General features: G+C 30.9%; 27 protein-coding genes. 16 read left to right on the top strand and 11 right to left on the bottom strand.

Going from position 1 to position 25,202, the window contains the following annotated elements; genetic code table 11:
* Window positions 1-28 precede the first annotated feature (28 nt).
* On the top strand, window positions 29-1,354 hold the full coding sequence (locus Q0820_RS05850; protein WP_298486001.1) for a dicarboxylate/amino acid:cation symporter: 1,326 nt from the start codon (window positions 29-31) through the stop codon (window positions 1,352-1,354).
* A gap of 53 nt (window positions 1,355-1,407) precedes the next feature.
* Here the strand turns inward: Q0820_RS05850 and Q0820_RS05845 are convergent, their stop codons facing one another.
* From Q0820_RS05845 to Q0820_RS05835, 3 genes are all read right to left on the bottom strand, one after another.
* Window positions 1,408-2,652 (bottom strand): mechanosensitive ion channel domain-containing protein, encoded by a 1,245-nt coding sequence (locus Q0820_RS05845; RefSeq protein WP_298485999.1) that lies wholly within the window; start codon window positions 2,650-2,652, stop codon window positions 1,408-1,410.
* 63 nt (window positions 2,653-2,715) lie between these two features.
* The gene (locus Q0820_RS05840) at window positions 2,716-3,126 is read right to left on the bottom strand and encodes a thiol-disulfide oxidoreductase DCC family protein (RefSeq protein WP_298485998.1); all 411 of its coding nucleotides are present in this window, start codon (window positions 3,124-3,126) and stop codon (window positions 2,716-2,718) included.
* A gap of 2 nt (window positions 3,127-3,128) precedes the next feature.
* Window positions 3,129-5,300, bottom strand: a complete 2,172-nt coding sequence (locus Q0820_RS05835) for a DNA mismatch repair protein MutS (protein WP_298485997.1) — start codon at window positions 5,298-5,300, stop codon at window positions 3,129-3,131.
* Window positions 5,301-5,515: 215 nt separating this feature from the next.
* Here Q0820_RS05835 and Q0820_RS05830 point away from each other — a divergent pair, with 215 nt between their 5' ends.
* From Q0820_RS05830 to Q0820_RS05820, 3 genes are all read left to right on the top strand, one after another.
* Complete coding sequence (locus Q0820_RS05830; protein ID WP_298485996.1) at window positions 5,516-6,565, top strand: DUF6340 family protein; 1,050 nt, start codon at window positions 5,516-5,518, stop codon at window positions 6,563-6,565.
* Between the two features lie 167 nt (window positions 6,566-6,732).
* Complete coding sequence (ung, locus tag Q0820_RS05825; RefSeq protein ID WP_298485995.1) at window positions 6,733-7,398, top strand: uracil-DNA glycosylase; 666 nt, start codon at window positions 6,733-6,735, stop codon at window positions 7,396-7,398.
* 102 nt (window positions 7,399-7,500) lie between these two features.
* Complete coding sequence (locus Q0820_RS05820; RefSeq protein ID WP_298485994.1) at window positions 7,501-7,941, top strand: response regulator; 441 nt, start codon at window positions 7,501-7,503, stop codon at window positions 7,939-7,941.
* Here Q0820_RS05820 and Q0820_RS05815 read toward each other — a convergent pair.
* The 5 genes from Q0820_RS05815 to Q0820_RS05795 all read right to left on the bottom strand — a co-directional run bounded on the left by Q0820_RS05815 (window position 7,938) and on the right by Q0820_RS05795 (window position 11,985).
* Entirely contained in the window at window positions 7,938-8,783 is an 846-nt protein-coding gene (locus Q0820_RS05815; RefSeq protein WP_298485993.1) for a substrate-binding domain-containing protein, read from the bottom strand. The two genes, Q0820_RS05820 and Q0820_RS05815, sit on opposite strands and share 4 nt — an antisense overlap.
* Entirely contained in the window at window positions 8,780-9,652 is an 873-nt protein-coding gene (locus Q0820_RS05810; RefSeq protein ID WP_298485992.1) for a nucleoside phosphorylase, read from the bottom strand. The genes Q0820_RS05815 and Q0820_RS05810 overlap by 4 nt, the downstream gene beginning before the upstream one ends.
* A gap of 1 nt (window position 9,653) precedes the next feature.
* Window positions 9,654-10,586 (bottom strand): DUF1835 domain-containing protein, encoded by a 933-nt coding sequence (locus Q0820_RS05805; protein ID WP_298485990.1) that lies wholly within the window; start codon window positions 10,584-10,586, stop codon window positions 9,654-9,656.
* A gap of 120 nt (window positions 10,587-10,706) precedes the next feature.
* A complete protein-coding gene (locus Q0820_RS05800; protein WP_298485988.1) occupies window positions 10,707-11,030 on the bottom strand; it encodes a translation initiation factor in 324 nt (107 codons plus the stop codon).
* A gap of 4 nt (window positions 11,031-11,034) precedes the next feature.
* On the bottom strand, window positions 11,035-11,985 hold the full coding sequence (locus Q0820_RS05795; protein ID WP_298485986.1) for a 2-oxoglutarate and iron-dependent oxygenase domain-containing protein: 951 nt from the start codon (window positions 11,983-11,985) through the stop codon (window positions 11,035-11,037).
* Between the two features lie 138 nt (window positions 11,986-12,123).
* Between Q0820_RS05795 and Q0820_RS05790 the strand changes: the two genes are divergently transcribed.
* The 3 genes from Q0820_RS05790 to Q0820_RS05780 all read left to right on the top strand — a co-directional run bounded on the left by Q0820_RS05790 (window position 12,124) and on the right by Q0820_RS05780 (window position 15,041).
* Complete coding sequence (locus tag Q0820_RS05790; RefSeq protein ID WP_298485984.1) at window positions 12,124-14,100, top strand: dehydrogenase E1 component subunit alpha/beta; 1,977 nt, start codon at window positions 12,124-12,126, stop codon at window positions 14,098-14,100.
* A gap of 62 nt (window positions 14,101-14,162) precedes the next feature.
* The gene (locus Q0820_RS05785) at window positions 14,163-14,504 is read left to right on the top strand and encodes a hypothetical protein (RefSeq protein WP_298485982.1); all 342 of its coding nucleotides are present in this window, start codon (window positions 14,163-14,165) and stop codon (window positions 14,502-14,504) included.
* 144 nt (window positions 14,505-14,648) lie between these two features.
* A complete protein-coding gene (locus Q0820_RS05780) occupies window positions 14,649-15,041 on the top strand; it encodes a hypothetical protein (RefSeq protein ID WP_298485980.1) in 393 nt (130 codons plus the stop codon).
* Window positions 15,042-15,080: 39 nt separating this feature from the next.
* On the opposite strand, the gene raiA is transcribed toward Q0820_RS05780, so the two are convergent.
* Window positions 15,081-15,383, bottom strand: a complete 303-nt coding sequence (raiA, locus tag Q0820_RS05775) for a ribosome-associated translation inhibitor RaiA (protein WP_298485978.1) — start codon at window positions 15,381-15,383, stop codon at window positions 15,081-15,083.
* Window positions 15,384-15,581: 198 nt separating this feature from the next.
* Between raiA and Q0820_RS05770 the strand changes: the two genes are divergently transcribed.
* A complete protein-coding gene (locus tag Q0820_RS05770; RefSeq protein ID WP_298485976.1) occupies window positions 15,582-15,923 on the top strand; it encodes a hypothetical protein in 342 nt (113 codons plus the stop codon).
* Here the strand turns inward: Q0820_RS05770 and Q0820_RS05765 are convergent.
* Both Q0820_RS05765 and Q0820_RS05760 read right to left on the bottom strand, forming a co-directional pair.
* On the bottom strand, window positions 15,920-16,378 hold the full coding sequence (locus Q0820_RS05765) for an FKBP-type peptidyl-prolyl cis-trans isomerase (RefSeq protein WP_298485975.1): 459 nt from the start codon (window positions 16,376-16,378) through the stop codon (window positions 15,920-15,922). The two genes, Q0820_RS05770 and Q0820_RS05765, sit on opposite strands and share 4 nt — an antisense overlap.
* 101 nt (window positions 16,379-16,479) lie before the next feature.
* Window positions 16,480-17,364 carry an AraC family transcriptional regulator gene (locus Q0820_RS05760; RefSeq protein WP_298485974.1) on the bottom strand — a complete coding sequence of 295 codons (885 nt, stop codon included), beginning with the start codon at window positions 17,362-17,364 and terminating at the stop codon, window positions 16,480-16,482.
* A gap of 261 nt (window positions 17,365-17,625) precedes the next feature.
* Between Q0820_RS05760 and Q0820_RS05755 the strand changes: the two genes are divergently transcribed.
* From Q0820_RS05755 to Q0820_RS05720, 8 genes are all read left to right on the top strand, one after another.
* Window positions 17,626-17,925: a putative quinol monooxygenase gene (locus tag Q0820_RS05755; protein WP_298485973.1), complete on the top strand. Its 300-nt coding sequence runs from the start codon at window positions 17,626-17,628 to the stop codon at window positions 17,923-17,925.
* A gap of 211 nt (window positions 17,926-18,136) precedes the next feature.
* Entirely contained in the window at window positions 18,137-18,796 is a 660-nt protein-coding gene (nfsB, locus tag Q0820_RS05750) for an oxygen-insensitive NAD(P)H nitroreductase (protein ID WP_298485971.1), read from the top strand.
* Between the two features lie 21 nt (window positions 18,797-18,817).
* Window positions 18,818-19,825 (top strand): zinc-binding alcohol dehydrogenase family protein, encoded by a 1,008-nt coding sequence (locus tag Q0820_RS05745; protein WP_298485969.1) that lies wholly within the window; start codon window positions 18,818-18,820, stop codon window positions 19,823-19,825.
* Window positions 19,826-19,901: 76 nt separating this feature from the next.
* A complete protein-coding gene (locus Q0820_RS05740) occupies window positions 19,902-20,735 on the top strand; it encodes a DUF4437 domain-containing protein (RefSeq protein WP_298485967.1) in 834 nt (277 codons plus the stop codon).
* 165 nt (window positions 20,736-20,900) lie between these two features.
* Window positions 20,901-21,764, top strand: coding sequence for an AraC family transcriptional regulator (locus Q0820_RS05735; RefSeq protein ID WP_298485966.1), 864 nt, complete (start codon window positions 20,901-20,903; stop codon window positions 21,762-21,764).
* Window positions 21,765-21,977: 213 nt separating this feature from the next.
* Window positions 21,978-22,823: an enoyl-CoA hydratase/isomerase family protein gene (locus Q0820_RS05730; RefSeq protein WP_298485965.1), complete on the top strand. Its 846-nt coding sequence runs from the start codon at window positions 21,978-21,980 to the stop codon at window positions 22,821-22,823.
* A 40-nt stretch (window positions 22,824-22,863) separates the two neighbouring features.
* Window positions 22,864-23,847: a zinc-dependent alcohol dehydrogenase family protein gene (locus Q0820_RS05725; protein WP_298485963.1), complete on the top strand. Its 984-nt coding sequence runs from the start codon at window positions 22,864-22,866 to the stop codon at window positions 23,845-23,847.
* 218 nt (window positions 23,848-24,065) lie between these two features.
* Window positions 24,066-25,145: a bestrophin family protein gene (locus Q0820_RS05720; RefSeq protein ID WP_298485960.1), complete on the top strand. Its 1,080-nt coding sequence runs from the start codon at window positions 24,066-24,068 to the stop codon at window positions 25,143-25,145.
* The last annotated feature ends 57 nt before the right edge of the window (window positions 25,146-25,202 follow it).

The raw sequence follows: 25,202 nt of genomic DNA, 5'->3' as shown, positions 1-25,202 counted from the left end.
TATCTTACAAACGACTAAAATTGACTAAATGAAAAAACTAGAATTGCACTGGCAAATTCTAATAGGTATGCTATTTGGAATTGCCTTTGGCTTTGTAATGACACAATTGGACTGGGGTGTAAGCTTTGTAACCAATTGGATTAAGCCTTTAGGAACTATTTTTATTAAGCTTTTAAAGCTTATTGCTATTCCACTAATAATTGCTTCTTTAATTAAAGGAATTTCCGATTTAAAAGACATTTCTAAGTTTAAAAATATAGGTATACGTACTATTGTAATCTATGTTTTTACAACTATTGTTGCTATTACTATTGGATTGGTATTAGTAAACCTTACTAAGCCAGGAGATGGCATATCTGAAGAAACTATTACAAAATTAACGAATACTTACGCTCAGGATAGTGGTGTATTAGCTAAAATTAATGAAGCTACAAACCAAAAAGGGGCAGGTCCTTTACAGTTTTTAGTAGATATGATTCCAGATAATGCTATAAAGGCAATGGGGAGTAATAGTTTAATGCTGCAAGTTATCTTTTTTGCTATTTTCTTAGGAATAAGTATGTTGTTAATTGGGGAGAAGAAAGCACAGCCTTTAAAAGACTTTTTTGATTCTTTGAATGATGTGGTTTTAAAAATGGTAGATTTAATAATGCTTACGGCTCCTTATGCAGTTTTTGCTCTTTTAGCAAGTGTAGTTGTTTCTTCGAGTGATCCAGATTTATTGTTGGCACTTTTAAAATATGCACTTGTTGTGGTTGGTGGATTGTTATTAATGATAGTTTTTTATTCTATTGTTGTAGCTGTTTATACTAAGAAAAGTCCATTTTGGTTTTTAAAACAAATGAGTCCGGCGCAATTATTAGCATTTTCTACATCGTCTAGTGCAGCAACGCTACCGGTTACAATGGAAAGGGTAGAAGAACATATAGGGGTAGATAAAGAAGTTTCTAGTTTTGTTTTGCCTGTAGGGGCAACTATAAATATGGATGGTACAAGTTTGTATCAAGGCGTAGCTGCTGTTTTTATTGCACAAGCTTTAAGTTTTGATTTAACACTTGCGGATCAATTAACTATTGTATTAACCGCTCTTTTAGCTTCTATTGGCTCAGCTGCAGTGCCTGGTGCAGGTATGGTAATGTTGGTAATTGTATTAGAATCGGTTGGTTTTCCGCCAGATAAATTTGCTGTAGGTTTGGCTTTAATATTTGCTGTAGATAGGCCGTTAGACATGTGTAGAACTGTTATAAATGTTACAGGAGATGCAACAGTATCTATGGTTGTAGCTAAATCTGTTGGAAAGTTAGGAAAACCTAATGTTAAAAATTGGGATGATAATTTAGAGGAAGTTCGTTAAAAGCTAATTAAAAATAGTATTTAAAAAAGGGTCTAAATATTTAGACCCTTTTTCTATTTTTTAAAATTAGAACTGCTAGGTAGTTCAAATCCTTCTAAGTTAAAGTAGGGTATTGCAGCTAGTAAATGGTCAAAAATATCAGCCATTATATATTCATAATTCTCCCAGCGTTTGTCCGAGCTAAACGCATATATCTCTATAGGTAAACCTTGGCTGGTAGGGGCAAGTTGTCTAGCCATAATCATCATTTCTTTATTTATGCCAGAGTGGTTATTTAAGTATAAATCCACATATTTTCTAAAAACACCAATATTAGTAAGGTTTCTACCATTTATTAAGACCGATTTATCAATCTTATTTTGTTGATTATAGTTTTTTATATCCTCATCTTTAGAAGACAGGTAAGGGGTTAATAAACTAATGCTTTTCAGCGCTTCTAATTCATTTTCGTTTAAAAAGTGTATACTTTCCTGTTTTAGGATTAAAGAGCGTTTAATTCGCCTTCCTTGTGCGTTAGTCATCCCGCGCCAGTTCCTAAAAGAATCCGATATTAAGGCGTAAGTTGGGATTGTGGTAATTGTTTTGTCAAAATTTTGAACTTTTACGGTAGATAAATTAATTTCTATAACATCGCCATCTGCGCCATATTTTTCAAAGGTTATCCAATCTCCAATACGTACCATGTCATTAATAGAAACCTGTATACTTGCAACAAAACCTAGAATAGTGTCTCTGAAAACTAAAATAATAATAGCAGAAGCAGTACCTAAAGCGGTAAGAAACTTCCATAATTCCATCCCTGTGATAATAGAAAAAGCAAATAAAATACCAATGCCCCATGAAAATATCATAAACACCTGTATGTAACTATCTATAGGTTTATCTTTTAGGTTAGGGAGCGTTTTAAAAAAATCTTTTAGTGTATTTAATAAGCTACGAACAATCCAAAGGAAAAGTACAATGCCAAAGACTTCAATTACTTTAAATAAGATGTTTTCTAACTTTGGGAAATCTCTAAATATATGTGGTATAGTTTCATAAGCTATAAGAATAGGAGCAATATGAGCAATATTTCTTGGGGTTTTATTGCGAACTAAAAAATCATCGAATTGTGTTTTGGATTTGCTAATGAGTTTTCCAAAAGCATTAATTATTATTTTCTTTGTAATAAAATCTACAAGAAGTAAAATTAGAGTTAAGGCAACTACTAAAATTAACATGTTTAAGTATTTTGCCCAAACTTCAGAAACCCCTATATTCTGTAGTTCATTATATAGCCAATGGGATAATTTTTCCATAAATTAAAAATAAAAACTAGTGCAAAATTAGTGTTTTAAGTATTAATTTCGGGTTTAAATCTTTTAATCTAAAAACTTAGTTTTTAATTCTGGTGTTGGTATCATGCAATGGTCTTCTTTACCAAACCAACGATATCTATTTTTTGCTATAAAATCGTATACGAAATTCCTAAAACCTATGGGGAGTACTTTAAATATTGATATAAGCCGCCAAGGAGTTTTTAAATATTTTACTATTTCTAATGCAGCATCAGATTTTATGTAGTATGCTACATTGGGTTCTATTAGTATTATAGAATCCATATTTTTTGGGTCTATTCTCCGTTCTTCTAAAAGTTTCTTTCCTGTTTCGCTTTGTAAAGGGGTAAAAAGAAAAAGATTGTGAGTGTCTCTTTTAATTATAAATTGAATAGCACCATTGCAAAGGTTACAAACACCATCAAACAAAATAATTTTTTTAGCAGGACTAGACATCTTTATTTTTTTCTTTCTACAAGTTCTAGCTTATCTAAATCTACATTAGTGGTAAAAATACCATAATTTATAAAAGCTTTTTTCTTTTCAATTTTATCAATACTACCAACAGATTTGCTTTCAATTAATCTAACTCGGTCTCCAATTTTAAAAGTAACTTTTGGCTTGTTTTTTTCTCTAATTATTGCTCTTTTCTTTTCTACCTTTTTTTCTTCTCGAATTACTTTTACTTTTTCAATAACCTCTTTTTCGGTTACTGCTTTTTTGGCTTTTTCGGCCTTTGCTTGTTTTGCCGTTTTCTTTTTACGTTTGCTATTTTCAGTTTCTACAACACGTAACATTTCTGAAACTAAGATTCTTTTTTTCTTATCTCTAAAATAACGCTCTGCAAGGGTGTTTACTTTGTTTCCTAAATAAATCATACGTTGGTTGTGGTCGTATAATTCTTGGTAATTTTCTAGTTTAGATTTTATTTTAGCGTTTAATTCTTCTAAACGTTGATTTTCTTCTCTGGCTTTATTCTCTTCTTCTTGTAGCCTAGAACCAGTTTTAACCATTTTGCTTCGTTCTTTTTGCATTTTAGATATGGTGGCATCAAAACGAACTTTACCGCGTTCTATCTTCTTTTTGGCTTTATTTATTAAACTATATGGAATGCCATTTTTCTGAGCTACTTCAAAAGTAAAAGAACTACCAGCCTCTCCTAAAACTAGTTGAAAGGTGGGTTCTAAGGTTTTTCCATTAAAAAGCATGTTTGCATTAGAAATATGAGGCAATTCATTCGCTAACAATTTTAAATTAGCATAGTGAGTGGTTATTACGCCGTAAGCTTCTCTTTCATAAAACACCTCCAAAAATGTTTCTGCAAGTGCACCTCCCAATTCAGGGTCACTACCAGTTCCAAATTCATCAATTAAAAACAAAGTATTAGAGTTGCATTTACGCAAAAACTGATTCATGTTTTTTAACCTATAACTATAGGTACTTAATTGGTTTTCTATGGATTGATTATCTCCAATGTCTGTTAAAACTTTATCAAACAAACACATTTTACTACGTTCATGCACAGGAACTAATAAACCACTTTGCAGCATTACTTGTAGTAATCCTATAGTTTTTAGGGTAATACTTTTTCCTCCAGCATTAGGGCCAGAAATTACAATGATTCTGTTTTCTGGGTGTAGTTTTATAGTTTGCGGAAAGGTTTTTTCGTTTTTTAGCTTATTGCTTAAAAAAAGTAAAGGATGGTAAGCATCTCTTAGATACATTTCTTTTTCATCGCTTATTTCTGGCAAAAGAGCATTCATTTCTGTTGCATACTTTGCTTTGGCAGAAGTAATGTCTATGTGACATAAAAAACGTTGGTACTCTGCAAGCAAATAATCATAAGGCTTTATTACACTTGTTAGCTCATTAAGAATACGTTGAATTTCTTCTTTTTCTTCGAATTCTAAATTATTAAGCTCTCTACTGTAACGCAATGTAGCTTCGGGTTCTATATAAACAATACTACCTGTTTTAGAGGTGCCCATTACAGAGCCTTTAATTTTTTTGCGATACATAGCCTTAACCGCTAATACTCTACGATTTTCTACAACAGATTCTCTAATATCATCTAAATAATCAGAACTTTGGTAGGTATTTAAGGCAGACAAAAAACTTTGATTAATCTTGCCTTTAACTTGGCTCATTTGTCTGCGAAGATTTAATAATGTGTTTGATGCATTATCTTTTATCTCTCCGAACTTATCTATTACTCCGTTTATTAAGGTAGGAATTTCTTTGTTTTCATCAAACTCCTCGCTATAATTAAATAATAAAGGATAGTATTCTCTAAATTTTTTAAGAAATTTTTTGTGTGTACTAACTGTTGTGCAAATACTACTAATTCTTCTAAAACCAAGAAGTTCTAGGGTAGTATTTTCTATTTTTAAGAGTTTAAGCTCTTTGTTTATACTATCAAAACTGTGGTTAGGTATTTTATTTTCGCTTATTAGAGAAGATAAGTATTCTGAGGTTTGCCCTAGTACTTTCATTAATTCTTCTTCCTCTTTAATAGGAGTAATGAGTAATGCTTGTTCTTTGCCAAGTTCTGTAATACTCCTTGCGGCAATTTGCTTAAGAACTGTGGGGAACTCTAAATCCTGTAATGTTTTACTATGTATATTTTCCATTTAAATTTTGGTAGAATACAAAGGTAGGCATTGAAGCTGATATTAAAAATGTATAGGTATTAGATAAATTAAATGTATTTGGACATAAAATAATTGCTAAATACTGTGTTTTTATAGGGTTGAAAGGATAATAACCTATGTCTAAAAACAATAAAAAAGAGTTTTTGAAGTTCTATTTAGGCTAAAACCAAATTAAAATTATATAACTTTTACTAATGAAAAAGCCCGTTAAAATACTTGCATATTTAGTTTTTCTTGTTTTAATTTCTGCATGTGGTTCTACAAATAGAATGACAATGGGAGTAACTGAGCCAGCTATTGTTCATCTTTCATCCGATGTTAAAAGGGTAGGAATTATAAATAGGAGTTTACCTTCTGAAGGTAATGCCACACTTGATAAAATTGATAAAATTTTATCTGCAGAAGGAATGAACCTAGATAAAAAAGGCTCTGAAGCTGCAATTTCATCTTTATCTTCTGAACTATCGGTAATTAAAAGTTTTGAAGAGATAAAAATTATTGAAGGTGTAGAAGAGATAAAAAAAGGGTTAAACGTTTTTCCAGCAACACTTTCTTGGGATATAGTAGAAAAACTTTGCAAAGAAAATAATGTAGATGTTATTTTTTCTTTGGCATATTATGATACAGATACTAAAACAGATTATAAGGTTATTACCATGAAATTGCCAAATAATTTAGGGGTTGATGTAGATGTACCTGCACAAGAGGTAACCCTAAATACGCAAGTAAATTGTGGTTGGCGACTATACGACCCACATACCAAAGAGGTTGTTGATACTCGAAAATTTACCAAAAACATGGTTTTTAGAGGTAAAGGGATAAACCCAATGAAGGCTATAGAAGCAGTAGCAGATAGAAATGAAACAGTACAAGAATATAGTAGAAATGTGGGTATTGCATATGCTAAAAGATTAATACCTAGAAATGTTAGAGTTTCTAGAGAGTATTTCATGAGTGGAACTGATAATTTTAAAATATCTCATAGAAGAGCAGTAGCTGGTGATTGGGATGGTGCCGCAGAATTATGGGAAAAAGAACTTAGTAACCCAGATATTAAAATAGCTGGTCGTGCAAATTATAATATGGCCATTAGTAGTGAAATTAATGGAGATTTAGATAAAGCTATAGAATATGCATCAAAATCTTATACAGATTATGAAAATAATATGGCTATTGATTATGTGAAAATATTGAGATACCGTGTTAAGCAAAATAATATCTTAAATCAGCAAAGGACTAATTAATAGTATATTTATTTACGCAATAACCTGAATATAAATACACTTAGGCTTACCTTAAATTTTAAAAAGTATTTTTAGTAAAATATTACATAGTTATTTTGCTAAGTATATTAGTAATTAATTCATAGCTATTCCATATTTTTAAAAAGTATACTAATATGCTTTTTAAAATGATAGAAAATCTAGACATCTCTTGGAGAGATATTCTAAAGGAAGAATTGAGTAAGGATTATTTTAAAAAATTAGAATCTTTTGTTTCTCTAGAATACAAAGAACATACATGTTACCCTGAAAAAGAGAATATTTGGGCAGCTTTTAATTATTGCACTATACAGGATGTAAAAGTTGTTATAATAGGACAGGACCCATATCATGGAAAAGGGCAGGCAAACGGACTTTGTTTTTCTGTTCAGGAAGGGATAAAACATCCACCTTCATTAGTTAATATTTTTAAAGAATTAGAAACGGATCTAAAAATGCCTTATCCAGTAAGTGGTAACTTAGAGCATTGGGCAAAACAAGGTGTTTTGTTATTAAATGCAACACTTACTGTAAGAGAGGGGGGTCCAGGAAGTCATCAAAAAAAAGGTTGGGAAATATTTACAGATGCAGTAATTACAGAGCTCTCTAAACAAAAAGAAGGAGTAGTGTTTATGTTATGGGGTGGTTATGCAAAGAAAAAAGTAAAACTAATAGATGGGAACAAACATTATGTTTTAGTTTCTGGACATCCTTCTCCTTTAAGTGCAAACCGTGGTTATTGGTTTGGAAATTCACATTTTAGTCTATGTAATTTTTTGCTAAACAAAAAAATGTTAAAAAAAATAGATTGGTAGTTGTTTTTACGGGTAATTTTACTTAAATTTAGTAGTGTAAATTCTTACAATAATAAATTTTTCGAAAATAACCTTACTTATTTACACTTAAAATTATAAAAAATGAGCAACTTTTCTCACTTGAACTCAATTTTGTTGATAGATGATGACGAATCTAGCAACTTTTTAAACACAATATTCATTAACAAACTTAATGTTGATATTGATGTACACTCTACTTTAAACGGACAAGAAGGCCTTGACTTTATAATGAATAAAGGAGATTTTGAAGGGGATGATAAATTAGCAACCCCTTGTATGATTATGTTAGATATAAATATGCCATTAATGAATGGGTGGCAATTTTTGGAAAAATATGATGAACTTGTTCCTAAAGAGATAAAGAAGGATATTTTTATTGTTTTAGTGACAATTAGTGATAGCGCAGAGGATAAGCGTAAAGCTAAAGAAAACCCTTATATTAATGAGTATATTCAAAAGCCACTTTCAGATATTAAATTTAAAAAGTTAATAAATAAGCATTTTAAAGAAGTAGTAGCTTAGTATAGAATTTCCTCTGGATTTAATTTATTTTGAATTAAGTTTAAGGTTTTTAAGCTTTCTTGAACTTTAATTACGGTAGCATTTTCTAACTGTTCTTGGCTCCAAGATGTAATACGTAACCATTCCTGAATATCTTCTAATTTTTGCTCGTATTTATTAGATAAGGTACGGTCTATACTTGGAATAGATTTAAATTCTGAAGTATATGTATTTATTACTTCTAAAATGTGTGTGACTAAACTTTTATGAGTATCCAAGAATTGTATGTTTCCTGCAATTACAAAACATGGCCATGGTGTAGGAAAATCACCTAATCTTTTAAAGATATTACTATCTACTAATGGTTTAGTGGTAAAATGCTCCCACATAAAGTAATCAGCTATACCATTTGTTAACCCATCTATTGCTCCATTAAGGTTGTTAATTACTTCAAAGTTTAACTCATTAGTATTCCAGCCTTGTTGTTGCGCATGAATATATGCCATAAGATGGCTTCCGCTACCATATCTACTAATAGCAGCTTTAGTATTCTGTAATTCTGAAATTTTATTATACTTGCTATTTACACTTACATGAATTCCCCATTGTAATGGAGTGCCTATATACTTTTGAAGTATCTTTGTAGGATTACCTTCATGAATACTTTTTATAATACCTTCGGTTAAAATTATAGCTAAATCTGTTTCCCCATTCTCTAGCATTTTACACATTTTTCCTGTGCCTTCTGGTATGTCCGTCCATTCTAAATTAATGCCTCTTTCAAGAAAGGCTCCTTCTTCAATAGCTAAATGCCATGGTAAATTAAAATGTTCAGGTACTCCAATAATCTTTATTGTTTTCAATCCTCTGTAAGTTTTTTAAGAGTGTATTTTATTAAGTCATTCATTGCTTCGGCAGGTTTTTTAGAAAATTCACCTGTGCTTCTGTTGGCAAGAATACAATTTAAAGAAACTGCTTTATGGTTAAGTAGGCTAGATAAAGCGTAAATACCAGAAGTTTCCATTTCTAGGTTTGTTATTTTAAGTTTTTCATATTCAAAACTAGAAAGCTTTTTATTTAAATCAGGGTCTTGTACTCCAAGTCTTAGACTTCGCCCTTGAGGAGCGTAAAACCCAGTATTTGTTCCAGTAAAGCCTAATCGTATATGATTTGATTTTAGTTTTTTTCCTAATTCTTCATTGTATTTTATGATGTATGGCTCTGCTTTTTTTGGAGACCAATTTGTATGTTTCATAAAGGCATCAACAAGGTTCGTAAAGGCAGATTTTTTAGAGTTGTAAAAATGTAAAAGCCCGTCAAAACCAATTGCGTATTCACTCATTAAAAAAGAATCTACAGGAATATCAGGTTGTATGGATCCAGAGGTGCCAATTCTAATAATATTTAATGGGGTATGTATTTCTTTAATTTTTCGAGTATTAAAATCTATATTAACTAAAGCATCTAGTTCATTAAGTACAATATCAATATTATCCGTACCTATACCTGTAGAAATTACAGTTAAACGTTTTCCGTTTAAATGTCCTGTATGTGTAACAAATTCTCTTTTTTCCTTTTTTACTTCTATGGTATCAAAATATTTAGAAACTTTAGGAACCCTATCTTGGTCACCTACAAATAGTATAGTAGTAGCAATATCTTCTGGTAAGATGTTTAAATGGTATATACTGCCATCCTTATTTATGATAAGTTCAGAAGGTGCTAAACTCATGTTATAACTTTAGAATTTTGTCTGTAGCGGTATTGTATAAAAAGTTATATTTTAAAGAGCCACCTAAATAAACCTCATTATTTTTAATACAAGAGTAATAGCTGGTTTTCTGATCTAAAATATCTTTTCCCTTTTTGGTGAGTTTTGTAGGATTAAAGCTGCTAAATAACGGTTTTAAACGATTTATAGCTCTTTCATACTGTGTGTCTGCAAAACCAAAATTACCTTGATTTGTTAATAGAGAGTTTAGAAATACTTTTTTGCTTGAGGGTTGTTTAGCGTTTGCTACTTGTAAAATGTTATTTTCCATCAGGTTTAAACCGTTAGAAATACTCGGAAATCTTTTAAGGTGCGTTTTTAATGCGTCTTCTAAATAGTGGAATTTATAATTTTTAAAATCGGTTAAATTCTCTAATCGCATTGGGTTATCACTACAATATAGTTGCCATACATAATCTGCATATTCTATATCATCTAGAGAAAGTATAGTTTTATTTTTATAAAGTTTAAGAAGTTTTGCGTCTGTTAACTCATTTAATGCGTACAATTTATCTGTTTTACCCTCTTTCCCTGAACACACTAAAGATATTTGAGCATATTTTCTATGTGTTTTTAGCCAACTAATTACAGCAAGCATGTTTACCTGACAAAATAGATCATACTCAAACCACAAAACAATTTGGTCTTCTTTTTTATGATTACATAAAGAGCGATATTCTTTTAATGTTTTTTCTACAAACCATGATTTAGATACTTTGTAATTTTTATGAAGAAATTCATATCTAGTTTTCCAAAAAGATTCAGTGCCAACTTGGTTTAAGGTTTTGCCTTCGCATAACATTTCTCTCCAAGTAATTATGTCTCCGTCTAAATTTAATTTTTTTAATCGGTCAGTGAAACTATCACCGTTTGTAATGTGTAAAAGGGAACCCATTTTTTTAGTGTAATTTTGGTTGTAGTCTATAAATGTAATGTTTAAAATAAAGTATTAAAAAGTTTTTAACAGAAAAATACGCAACCAATTTAGAATTATAGCATCATATACTATTGTAGGTTACCCTCCAACGCGTTTTACTTTAAATCCTTTTTCTTGTAAGAGAGCCATTATTTTATCCCTATAATCTCCTTGGATTATAATTTTATCATCCTTAAAACTTCCGCCTACACTTAGTTTGGTTTTTAGCTCTTTAGCTAATTTTTTAAAATCGGTATCGGCACCTGTATAACCTTCTAATATTGTAATGGGTTTTCCTTTTCTTTTTTCATACTTACAAATTATAGGAGCATCTTGCATCCAAATAGTACTTTTTTCTTTTTTTGGTTCTTCTGATGGTTTGTGATCTGGGAAAAGATTTTTTAATTGGTCCTGTAAATCCATATACTTATTCTTTTATTAAACCTAGTTCAATTAACCTTTCCTGTAAAAATGCTCCAGCAGTAATATCTTCAAATTGTTTTGGGTGGTCTTTATCTATACAATTAGGAAGACAATTTAATGACATTTCACTTATTGGGTGCATAAAAAACGGTATAGAGTATCTAGAAGTGTCCCATAATTCTTTTGGAGGGTTTACTACCTGGTGTATTGTAGATTTTAATTTGTTGTTGGTAAGTCTAGAGAGCATATCACCAACATTAATCATTAATTGGTCTGGTTTTGCAATAGCATCTACCCATTCTCCTTCATGATTTTGTACTTGCAACCCTTTACCATGAGCACCCATAAGCAAAGTTATTAAGTTTATATCTCCATGCGCTGCAGCTCTTACTGCATTTTTAGGTTCCGATGTAATAGGAGGGTAGTGTATTGGTCTTAAAATAGAATTACCGTTTTTAATGTATTCGTCAAAATAAGTTTCTTCTAAATTTAGATGTAATGCTAAAGCTCTAAGTACATATTTTGCTGTTTTTTCAAGCATCTTATAGGTTTCTTCTCCAATAGTATTAAAGTCATTTAACTCCTTAACAATTACATTTTCAGGGTATTCTGCTTCTAATTTAGGATTGTTTTCTACATATTGTCCAAAATGCCAAAACTCCTTTAAATCTCCTTCTTTTTTTCCTTTTGCATGCTCTTTACCAAAAGACGTGTATCCTCTTTGGCCTCCAATACCTTCAATTTCATAATGGTCTTTAATTTTTTGATTTAGAGAGAAAAACTTTTTTATTTCTGAATATAAATTTTCAACTAAACTATCCGATAAAAAATGTCCACTTAAAGCTACAAAACCAATGTTCTCAAAAGCTTGGCCTATTTCATTTATAAATTTTTGTTTTTGTTCTTGGTTTCCAGATACAAACTCTTTTAAATTAACACTTGGTATGGTACTCATATTTATTTTATTAATCATTCTCTCAAAATTACAAATTACAAATTATAACTTATATAAAGTAGTAATATATAATTGTTGCTCCTGTACTTTTGGTTACATTTAACTATACTAATAATCATTTTATTTAGTTTTATATACATGAATTATTCTAAATACCAGATATCCAAAGAAAAGCACTTGCAATTGTATACTGCAATGCTTAAGCCTAGAATGATTGAGGAGAAAATGTTGGTGTTACTTCGTCAAGGAAAAATTTCTAAATGGTTTAGTGGTATTGGGCAAGAGGCAATCTCTGTAGGAGTAACTTCTGCACTCATGGATAATGAATATATACTTCCTATGCATCGTAATTTAGGTGTCTTTACAACAAGGAATGTTCCTTTAGATAAATTGTTTGCACAATGGCAAGGAAAAACATATGGTTATACAAAAGGACGCGATCGTAGTTTTCACTTTGGGAGTCAAGCGCATAAAATTATAGGAATGATTTCTCATTTGGGACCACAATTAGGAGTTGCAGACGGAATAGCCTTAGCGCATAAATTAAAGAACAAAAAGCTTGTTACCGCTGTTTTTTCTGGTGAAGGTGGTACAAGTGAAGGAGATTTTCATGAAGCATTAAATATTGCAGCAGTATGGGATTTACCAGTGTTATTCTGTATAGAGAATAATGGTTATGCTATTTCTACACCTACACATGAACAATTTAAATGTAAATCTATTGCTAATAAGGGTATTGGTTATGGTATAGAATCATATTCTATAAATGGAAATAATATCTTAAAGGTTTACAAAAAAGTAAAAAAACTTGCTAAAAGTATCCGTAAGAACCCTAGGCCTATATTAATAGAATTTAAGACTTTTAGAGTTCGAGGCCATGAAGAAGCAAGCGGTACTAAATACGTGTCTAAAAAAATACTGAAAAAGTGGAAAGCTAAAGACCCAATAGAAAACTATGAAAAATATTTAATTAAAAACAACCTACTTACAAAAGAGAATAAAAGGCTAATTAAGAATAAAATAGAAAACGAAATAAGACTAAATACCAGTAGTTTTAATGCAGTAGAAGATTCTGGATATTCTTTAAAGAAAGAGCTAGCAGATGTTTTTAAGGAACATTATTATCAAGATATTCCTCAAGGCGCAATTGTTAAAAATATTCGTTTTGTGGATGCTATTTCTGAAGGTTTAAAACAGTCTATGGAGATTCATGATAATTTAATTATGATGGGGCAAGATATTGCAGAATATGGAGGTGTTTTTAAGATAACAGATGGTTTTGTAGAAAAATTTGGAAAAAATAGAATACGCAATACTCCTATTTGTGAATCGGCTATAATTTCTACGGCTATGGGCTTATCTATAACAGGAATGAAAGCAATGGTAGAAATGCAATTTGCAGATTTTGTTAGTAGTGGGTTTAATTCTATTGTAAATTATTTAGCCAAATCTCATTATAGATGGGGGCAAAATGCTGATGTTGTAATACGCATGCCTTGTGGAGGTGGCATATCTGCAGGGCCTTTTCATTCTCAAACTAATGAAGCTTGGTTTACAAAAACTCCAGGTTTAAAAGTTGTATACCCTACTTTTCCTACAGATGCAAAAGGATTGCTAGCAACAGCTATTAATGATCCTAATCCTGTTTTGTTCTTTGAACATAAAGCTCTTTATAGAACTATAAATGAGAACGTACCCGCAGATTATTATACTACACCTTTTGGTAAAGCAAGTATTATAACAAATGGGGAAGATGTAACCATAGTTTCTTATGGCTTAGGAGTGCATTGGGCTATAGAAACTTTAAAAAACAACCCCGATATTAATGCAGATTTAATTGATTTAAGAACTTTAAAGCCATTAGATATGCAAACTGTTTATACATCTGTTAAGAAAACAGGAAAATTAATCATACTTCAGGAAGATAGCTTATTTGGTAGTGTTTCTAGTGATATATCTGCACTAGTGACAGAAAATTGTTTTGCATATTTAGATGCTCCAATTAAAAGAGTGGCAAGTATAGAAACACCTATACCTTTTGCAAAACATTTAGAAGATAACTATCTTGGTAAGAATAGATTTGCAACTGCGTTACGAGAATTGTTAAGATATTAAAAGTTATTATCTGTATTCTTTTGGTTTTATAAAATGTAGTATATTTCCAAAAAAATAACATAATGACTAAGTGCCTATCGTTTAATTTTACTACTGTATTACTGTTTTTCTCTTTATTTACTTATAGTCAAGAAAGTAATGATGCTTGGGTTGTACCTACTATGGAAACAGCTGAAAATGTAAAAGAAGATAAGGAAGAAACAGAAGAATCTTCCATTTTTAAATTTGAACCAGATTATTTAGCAGCAATAGAAGACGAAAAAACTAACCAAGCTAAGAATAGAGCAATAGTAGATACATTATCTATTTCTGAAAGAAGAAAAAAACGATTATTAAAAAAGATATTTAAAAAGAACTTTTCTGAAGATTTATCTAGAGTAGTAGATACTAAGTTTGAAGATTAAGTATACGCTTGTGTTAGGCTTTATATATTCTGTAATGTCGATAAAATAAGAGTCTAAATCGATAAATGGTTTATTGTCTGCCAAATTTAGTACTATTACGTTTTAATTTATTAATTTTAACGTAGACACTATACTAGATTACACATGAGAACAATGAAAAAAATGGCAATATGCCTATGTCTTGTTTTTGCAGGAACTTTATCTGCGCAAGAAACTATGGATGAAGAAAAATTAAAAAAAGAGGCTTTACTAGAAAAAAATAAAGAATACCAAGACGAAAGTATTAGTAAAATAAAAATTACAAAATATACTGTGATGTCTAAGTTTGAGCCAGATTATGTTGCTCCGGCAGATGAACGCGTAAATCAAAAGAAACAACGAATTGTGGAAGCATATCGTCAAAAAAGTATTCTAGATACTTTATCTATTTCTGACCGAAAGAGAAAAAAATTAATTAGAGACTTAAGTGATTCTCCTTTTTCAGAACGCCTTTCTAAAGCTTTAATTGTTGAAACAGAATTTGAAGACGAAGAATAAATTCTATCGCTTTTATTATATGAAAAAAATGCGCTATAACTAGCGCATTTTCATTTTAGCTTTTCTTTTTTGTAATTGCCTATCTAAATCACTTATAGAGTTAGCAATTGAGGTTTCAAAATTGGCATTACTTGAAACCGAAAATAAAGTATTTCCAGGGGTATTTAAACGAATATTACATATAAAACCAGTATTGGGATCCGATGTATTTTCTGTTTTAAAATACACATCTGCATTTACTATAAAATCAAATTTAGAAATAAGTTTTTGTAATTTTTCTGCAGCCATTATTTCAAGACGATTGCTAGCTTTTACGTCATCATACTCAAAGTTAATGTTCATATAATTTCTTTTTTATTAAGGTACGAATTTTAAATGTTTTTTCAAGCTTTATTTATTTTGATTTCTTTAACTTTTTTGTTAAATAGATGTTATTTACTTATTACCTGTTAGTTATGTATAGTTTAAAAAATAAATTAGTGTTTAATTTTGTATTTGTTACTAAGAATAAAGGTATTTGTAATTTTTTAATTTTATTTAATGTTATTAGGAAAGGTTTTTAGGGAGGAGAAAAACACATTAAGTGTAGAAAGTTATTTGTTGAAAATAGAACGTAGTTATAAGAAAAATTTAGAACTAAATAAAAGACTTAATAATTATGCATTTGAACCTAGAACATATGCTTTGCATCAAGAATTAGATAAAATAAAATTACGACTAGAGTTACTCCAAATTTCTCATTTAAAATTAATGAAGACATTAAAGCAACCAATTAATTTTATTGAGGTTTATGAACAGAAAATAAATAAACAATTAGAAGAGTCTAGACTCTTAGATAGTTATGTAGAAGCTTACATAAATTCTTCAAAGAAAATTTCTTAATTAATTTCAAGTAGTTTTATATCAAAAATTAATACAGAACCTCCTGGAATAGATCTATAATTACTACTTCCGTATCCTAAATGTGACGGCACTAAAAGGACGCCTTCTCCACCTTCATTAAAATATTGAATCCCTTCTGTCCACCCTTTTATTACTTGGTTTAAACCAAATGTTACTCCATTAGCGTCACTTTGGTCAAAAACACTTCCATTAGTAAAATATCCTTTATAAGCAACCGTAACACTAGAAGAAGAGGTAGGTTTTTCACCAGATCCTGCTGTGTCAATTATATAATATAAACCAGAATCGCTTTTCTGAGCTTCTAGACTATTAGCTTTCAAATAATCTAAGATTTCTTGGTCATTTTCGACTCTATAATCTTTTGTTTCATTCTTTTCATCGTTATTACAAGAAAAAAAGAAAACTATAAGTAGGGAACAAATAAAGTGCTTCATTAGTATTTATGAATTTTGATTGCAAAAGTACATGAAATATAAAAGAACAATTGAAAGTAGATGCGGAAAATTAATAAAAAAATTTACTTTTAAATTTATAATTAAACTACACAAGCTCCTCTTTTTAATAACATATATTCACCATTATTTTTAAACTCACGAATAGATGTGCCTGCATAACGTTTAAATGTTTTAGATAAGTGACTCACATCTGTAAATCCTAAATCATCAGCTATTTGGGTTAATGTGAAATCAGAGTTTAAAAGACGAATTTCTACTAATTTTAACTTTGCTTTTATGATATATTCTCGTAACGACATGCTTACTTGTTTTTTAAAGTATTCGCTTACATAGGTTGGTGACATCATAAAAACATTGGCTAAATTTTCAACCTTTAATAATTCAGTTTTATCAATGTTTTCATTAATATAGGTAAGCATTTTAGTAATTCTATCATCAGAATTTTTTTTTGTGGCTTCAAAATAACTACTCTTTTTAATATTACGAATTAATATCTCTAGTATACTTGTCATTAGGCTAGTGACTAAACTAACAGATTCCTCTCCATAACTTCTAGATTCTTGCAATATCATACCTACAAGATTTTCAAGATAATTACGGTCCACCTCATTTTTAATAATATCTCCAGGCAATTGGTTGTAGTTAGATAGTATGTAGGATGCTTCTTTAAACCATTCATTTCTGTCAATGTTTATTTTATTTACATTTTTAAAGAAAGAATCGGTAAACTTTAAGAAAACAAAGTGGGTTGATTTTTCAATAGTAAAAGAATGACATTTTAAAGGAGGTAATAAAAATATACTTCCTCTTTCGTATTCATAATCATTATAGTTTATACACTGCGTTCCTTTTCCGTTTTTAATTAAAACTAACTCAAAAAAATTGTTCTTAACAGGTCGTTGTTTCCAATCTGTTAATTCTATTTCTTGTACTTCAAAAGGTTTGTATGCTTCCAATACTTGCATTTTAATTATTTTTAAATGATTATATAGTAAAAATAGATTAATATGTGTGTTACATGATATGTGTATTAAATTTTAACCTTTATTTATACAATATTCACCAATTTTACCACCAATAATTTTGACGTAAAGCATATGCTTGGTATGGAGATATTAGCAAAGACATCCCAAAAAATACCACCAAGAATTAACTTAACTTTTAGGTATATTGGCTAATTTATTGCATATCAATATTTACATTTGAGAACCAATTTAATACATCTTATGAAAAAATCTTATTTAACCTTAGTGGTTCATATATTAGTGAAAGAAGAATTTAGAGAAGAAATAAAAGATGCGTTATTAAAGCTTGTTGGCCCCACGAGAGGAGAAGAAGGGAATATTGCTTATGATTTACACCAAGACAATGAAAATCCTAATTTGTTCTTATTTCATGAAAAATGGGTAGATCAAGAATATTTAACCAAACACTCTCATAGTGCTCACATTGCGGCGTACAGAATTATTTCCAAAGATAAATTAGAAAATGTTACTGCATATAAGATGACAGAACTCACTAATTAAACTTGTAGTATTAAAGGTTTAGCATTTAATTAAGACATTAAAAATCAGCAATTTTATTGATTGCATCTCTTTTTTTGGCATTATTTTAAGATTTCAACTCTTAAAAACCTTTATTTATACCAATATCACCTTTTATTGTACACTATATTTACCTTGTTCTCCATTTACCTTTGTCGTTACAAAATACAATCAACAAATTAAAAAGATAAAGATGAATTTAAAAGAAATTTTAAACAGGAGATATACAACTAAGGAATATGACACAAGCAAGAAAATATCTGATGCAGATATGACTGAAATAAAAAACTTGTTGCGAATGAGTCCTTCAAGTGTAAACCTACAACCATGGCATTTTATAGTAGCAGAAACTACAGAAGGTAAAGCACGCATTGCTAAAGGAGCACAAGGTTTTTTTAGTTTTAACGCACCTAAAGTAACCAATGCTTCAGCAGTTGTTTTATTTTGTGTAAAAACAGATGCAGATGATGCATATTACCAACACATTGCAGATACGGAAGATAAAGATGGAAGATTCCCAAATAAAGATGTTAAAAACGGATTCTTAGGTGCTGTAAAGACATTTACAGACATTCATAAATACGATTTAAAAGACTTACAACACTGGATGGAAAAGCAAGTTTATCTTAACATAGGAAGCTTTTTATTAGGAGTTGCTAGTTTAGGTTTGGATGCTACACCAATGGAGGGAATTGATGTAAAAGCTTTAGATAAAGAATTCGGATTAAGAGAAAAAGGATTTACAACTTTGGTTGCTGTTTCTTTAGGATATCATGCCGAATCTGATTTCAATTCAACAGAAAAAACACCTAAATCTAGATTACCAGAAAGTGAAACTTTCACAGCAATATAATTTCAAAAACATTTAAATTAGATGAAAGCAATAGGATACAAAGAGAATTTACCAATAGATAATGTAAATTCTTTACAAGACATAGAATTAGAAATGCCAAAAGCAACGGGAAGAGATATTCTTGTTGAAATTAAAGCGATTTCTGTAAATCCAGCAGATTATAAAGTACGCGCCAATATGCCGGTAGAAGGGGATGATTGGAAAGTAATTGGTTGGGATGCTACTGGTATTGTAAAAGAAGTTGGCGAAGATGTTTCACTTTTTAATGTTGGTGATGAAGTTTGGTATGCTGGAGATTTTACACGACCGGGCAGTTATGCAGAGTATCAAATTGTAGATGAGCGAATTGTTGGTAAAAAACCTTCAAGCTTGTCATTTGCTGAGGCTGCTGCATTACCTTTAACTACACTTACAGCATACGAAATGTTGTTTGATAGATTAGAGGTTTCTAAAGAGGATGCCAATAAATCTATTTTAGTAATTGGTGCAGCTGGCGGAGTAGGTTCTATACTAGTACAATTGGCTAAAAAGTTAACAAAACTAAATATTATAGGCACTGCTTCTCGAGAAGAAACTACTTCTTGGTTAAAGGAGTTAGGAGTAGATACAGTTATTAATCATAGAAATAAATTAAGTGAAGAGTTTAAAAAATACGACTTGGCAGCACCAGAATATGTAGTGAGTTTAAATGCTACGGAACATCACGTAGATGAAATTGCAAAATTGATTAAACCACAAGGTAAATTTGGATTTATAGATGACCCAAAATCATTAAATGTGATGCCGTTTAAAGGTAAAGCGGTTTCTACGCATATCGAGTTAATGTTTACACGCTCTATGTTTCAGACCGAAGATATGATTGAACAACACAATATTTTGAATAATGCTTCAGAATTAATTGATAACGGCACTATTAGAACTACGTTAGGAGAAAATTTTGGGATTATTAATGCCGAAAACCTAAGAAAAGCACATGCTTTCTTAGAAACAGGTAAAGCAAAAGGAAAAATTGTTTTAGAAGGTTTCTAGGTTTTATGTGCCATAAAATTTAAAGTATAACAAATATAAAATTAGCGGCAGAAAGACTGGCAAAAAAAATATTAAAATGAAAAAACGACTATTAATTGCATTAGCAATGGCAATAACGCCATTTATAAGTGCGCAAACACCAACAACAGATTCTACAAAATCTGTAAACGAAGTAGTAACTCAAGACAACGTGGAATGGGGTTGGCTTAATCCATTGCGCGGCGATAAAAGTCCAGCAGCAGGAAAATTATGGGGTGATCGTACTAAAAATGAACCAGCTGGTTTTTTAGTGAAATTTAAAAAAGGTTTTGCTTCGCCAGAACATATTCATAACATAACGTATCGTGGTGTTGTTATTAAAGGTTTGTTACATAATGACGATAAAAATGCAGAAAGACAATGGTTACCAGCTGGATCTTACTGGCAACAACCTGCAGGAGAAGCACATATTACGGCTGCGGATTCTGAAGATAATATGGCATTTTTAGATATACAAGAAGGACCATATTTAGTACAACCAACATCGGAAGCGTTTGATAATGGTGAACGACCTGTAAATGTAGACAAAACCAATTTGGTGTGGTTAAACGCTAATGACATTGAATGGGTTTCAGAAAAAAGTAACGTAGAAACTGCTTTTTTATGGGGAAGTCATGAAAGGAATCAACTGCGTGCTACTCTTTTAAAATTACCAGCTGGATTTAAAGGAAAAATTAAAAATTTGAGTCCTAATTTTAGAGCGGTAGTTATTTCTGGAGGAATATCACATCAGTTTTCTAAAAAGGGAACTAAAAATCAATTAGATGCGCCTTCATATTTTGGAGCAGAAGAGAATACGATTTCAATCATTTCAGCAGAAAAAGAAACGGTTCTTTATATTAGAAGTAACGGAGAATTTAAAGTGAAGTAATGGTATGTAATTCGTTTGTATCCATTTTTACTGTTGGTTATGTACATTCTGGTTCTGTTAAATGTATTGTATCAGCAGTAGGAGAGGGAACCATTGTAGTAAGTGATATTTACAAATTTTTAGCTCTTAAAAGTCAATCAAAATCCGTAAAATAACAGTAGAATTATGGCAAGAACAATACTTGAAAATATTGTAATTCAGCAGTATAAAGACCAAACGTTTTTTTCGTTTTGTGAATACACAAGCATTCGTTTTTTCGAGATTTTATATTTTGAAACGGGTAGTGGTAGCATTAAAATAAACGGTAAAACGGTTAATTACACACCAAATAGTGTGTTTGTCTTTATTCCAGATGATATTTATATTGTTGAAGCAGAAACTGCCACAAGTACCATTGCCATAAAATTCTTAAAGAGTTTTTTTAGAAATACCAGTTCACAAAACCAAGAATTACCGGTAAATGATTGGTTTCGTAAAATTGAAGAAATTTTAAATAGCGAAAGTCACGAGTTACGAGAAATGCAGTTTGAAACCACTTCAGACAGGTCGCATTTGGTTTCTTTAGTAAATATGGTTGCTACAGAGTATTTAAATAAACAATCTCATGATATTTTCATCATTCAGAATTCATTATCTGTAATACTGCATTTAATTGCTCGTAATATTCAATACTTAAACACTTCTGAAGTAAAAGAAATAAAATCTTCTAAAATTCAGCAAATCATAAATTACATTCATAGTAATATTTATAATTCAGACTTACTACATACTAAGAATTTGGCGAAAGAATTTCACATGGCGGATAACTATATTAGTGAGTATTTTAAAAAACATACCGATGTTTCGTTAAAGAAATACATTATCAACTACAAGTTAAAGCTTGTAGAAACCCGATTAAAATATACCGATTTGCAATTCTCAGAAATTGCAATAGAACTTGGTTTTACAGATTCTAGTCATTTGAACAAGACCTTCCAAAGTTATAAAGGAATGACAATTGGGGCTTATAAAGCTAGTATATCGGTATAACTAATTAATAACAAACACTTATAGTCAGTACTAACGTTGGTAACTAAACAACAATGTTTTTACTGACTTTTTTATTTCATCTCTACTAAAAAAATACCATTTACCTCTTTTTTTACTAAAAGCCCTTTGTTTTTTACCCATTTCAAAGTGTATGTCCCCAATACCTTTGTATTGTATTTAATACAGAACAATTAAACAATTAAAACATACATTATGAATTACAAGAACTTTCAAACATTTACGGCAGAACAAAAAGGAGCAATTTTAACAGTAGATATCAATTTTGGTCCTGTAAATGTACAGGGACAAGAAATGCTAGCAGATTTAAGTAGTCTTTGCTTGCGATTAGAACGTGACAGAAGTGTAAAGGTAGTTGTCTTTGAATCTTCAAATCCTGGATATTGGGTGTGTCATTACGATACGGATTTATTAAAAGATTTATCTACAGAAGCAGTTCCAAGAAACGAAATTCAATTATTAGACTTGCAGTCTGTCTTGGAGAGATTAAGCAATGTGCCACAAGCAACAATTGCAAAAATTGAAGGATTTGCAAGAGGTGGCGGCCATGAAATGGCATTGGCATTAGATATGCGTTTTGCAGCTAGAGGAAAAGCCAAATTTATGCAGATGGAAGTAGGTATGGGCATTTTACCATGCGGCGGAGGAGCTTCACGTATGGCTAGACAAGCAGGTTTAGGTAAAGCATTGGAAATTATTTTAGGTGCTAGAGATTGGGATGCTGATGAAGCTGAAAAATTTGGGACTATAAATAAAGCTTTAGATGCAGATAAAATTGGTGCTTATGTAGATGCCTTGGCAGAACGTATTGCAAAGTTCCCAGCAGATTCTATTGCAGCATGTAAACGTGCAGTGTACGCATCTATAGATTTACCAATTAAAGAAGCTTTAAAAGAAGAAGCATATCACCTATTCCAGGCAACAAGTAAAACTCCTGCAGTAAAGCGTTTTCAATTTGCAGATGATAATGGTGCTCAGTTTGATCATAATAACCAAAAGAATTGGGAGCAAATGGTAATGGACATTCAAGAAGTAAATTAATATAAAATAAGAATTTTAAAAGTTAAAACGAAGAAAGTTTATGAAAGCAATGATAATTAAAGCGTATGGAGAAAATGCAAATTTTGAAGTAACAGAAATAGCTAATCCAGAAGTGAAAGCAAATCATGTATTAGTAAAAATAGCGGCATCTAGCGTCAATACGATTGACATGATGATTAAAAACATGGGGGCAGATTTACCATTATCACCAGCTGCTCCTGCCTTATTAGGTATGGATTTTTCTGGAACAGTGGAAGCTGCGGGAGAAGGCGTAGTAGGGTTTGCAGTAGGAGATGAAGTTTATGGTTGTGCAGGCGGACTTGGGGAATTACCAGGTACCTTAACAGATTTTATTCTTGCAGATAGTAATTTAATTGGTCACAAACCAAAAGAGTTGACTATGCGCGAAACAGCTGCATTACCATTAGTAGGTATTACAGCGTATGAAGGATTAACAAGAGCAGGCGTAAAAACAGGGCAAAAAGTATTAATCCATGGTGGTTCTGGTGGTGTGGGTCATTTAGCAGTACAATTGGCAAAATATTTTGGAGCAGAAGTTTTTGCTACGGGTACTGGAGACAAGCAAAAAGCAATTGTAGAAAAGTTTGGAGCTACCTTTATTGATTATACTACAGAATCTGTAGCAGATTATACGGCAAAATACACTGATGGTGGTTTTGATGTGGTTTTTGATACTGTTGGAGGGGCAAACCTAACCAATTCTATGGAAGCAGTAGCCTTAAATGGACACATCTCTACCACAGTTTCCTTATTAGAAATTGATTTAACACCCTTACATTTTAAAGGCGCATCCTTACATGTGGTATTTATGTTAATTCCAATGTTGCATAACTACAAAAGAGAACAACATGGAGAAATTTTAAAACGTTTAGCTGAGATTTCTAATAAGGGATATTTAACTCCAATTGTAGATGAAAATCAATTTTCATTAGAACAAGTAGAAGATGCTTATGCCCACTTAGCAAGTGGTACAGCAATTGGAAAAGTTGTAGTTGAGAACTAAATTAGAACAATACAAGTATATGGAAGGCTAATTCATAGATGTTGATTGATATATTTTGTTTTATAAAATGCCCCATTTTTGGGGCATTTTTTTTAAATCTGCTAAACCTTTAAAATTACCTAAAAAGCCATTTTTACTACCAAAAGATTACTACTCTTTAGGTTTAACTTTGTGACATAATTAAATATTTTATTAAGAAGTTAACAAATCATCACTTTATGTATACGAAACCAAAATATCCTATTATAATAGTTTTTAGATGGACAAGAAGGTATATTTATATGTTCTTTTTTATCTCTTTGATTCCAGTAGTTTTGTACGAAGTACTTGGTTTTACTTGGTTAACGTTACCTTGGCAGCCTATTGGTCTTATTGGTACAGCACTTGCTTTTATTACTGGTTTTAAAAATAATGCTTCTTACGACAGACAGTGGGAAGCAAGAAAAATATATGGTGGTATTGTAAATGCATCCAGACTTTTTGCGACAATGGTAAATGATTTTATCACCAATGAATTTGCAATTAATGAAAAACCAGATGAAGAGCTATTTAAAGTTAGAAAAGCAATTGTTTTAAGACATGTGGCTTGGATGACATCTTTAAGACATGCACTTAGACAAAAAAAATCCTGGGAAACAGCAGCAAGTAACTCCTCTGACCGTGAACATATGAAATCTATTAAGGTTATGGAGTTTGAACATTCCTTAACGGAAGAACTAGTAGGATATTTATCTGAGGATGAAAAAGATTATGTTTTAGGAAAAACAAATAGACAAACGGCAGTACTTAATTTACAATCAAAACATATTCGGCAATTAAATGCGGAATGGCTGGTTGATAATTTCCGTCATATGGAGTTTCAGAAAGTGATTGGCGAATTGTTTACGCTTCAAGGAAAAGCAGAGCGTATTAAAAATTTTCCTTATCCAAGGCAGTTTGCGACCTTGAACTCGTTTTTTGTTTGGATATTCATTATTATATTACCTTTTGGACTCATTCGTGAGTTCGATTTGACTGGAGCATCCTTGCTGGCTTCTGGAAATCATAATTTCATGTATGAAGTTGTAGGAGACAATTTTGTTTGGCTTTCTATACCTTTTTGCATAATTATAATGTGGATATTTTTTGCCATGGAGCGGGTAGGAGACACCTCTGAAAATCCTTTTGAAGGTATGGGTAATGATGTTCCTATTACAACAATTTCAAGAGGAATAGAAATAGATATTAGAGAAATGATTGGGGAAGATATTAACGAAATCCCTGGCCCGTTACCAGAATACGAAAATACACAAATGTAAGTATCGTATTAATAACCATTATTTTACATATTTAATAATGATTAGAAAAAAATCAAA

The organism is uncultured Maribacter sp., from assembly GCF_947495965.1.
Taxonomy (GTDB): Bacteria; Bacteroidota; Bacteroidia; order Flavobacteriales; family Flavobacteriaceae; genus Maribacter_B.
Note: the sequence above shows the minus strand (reverse complement) of the source record. Positions and strands in the feature narration are given on the sequence as shown.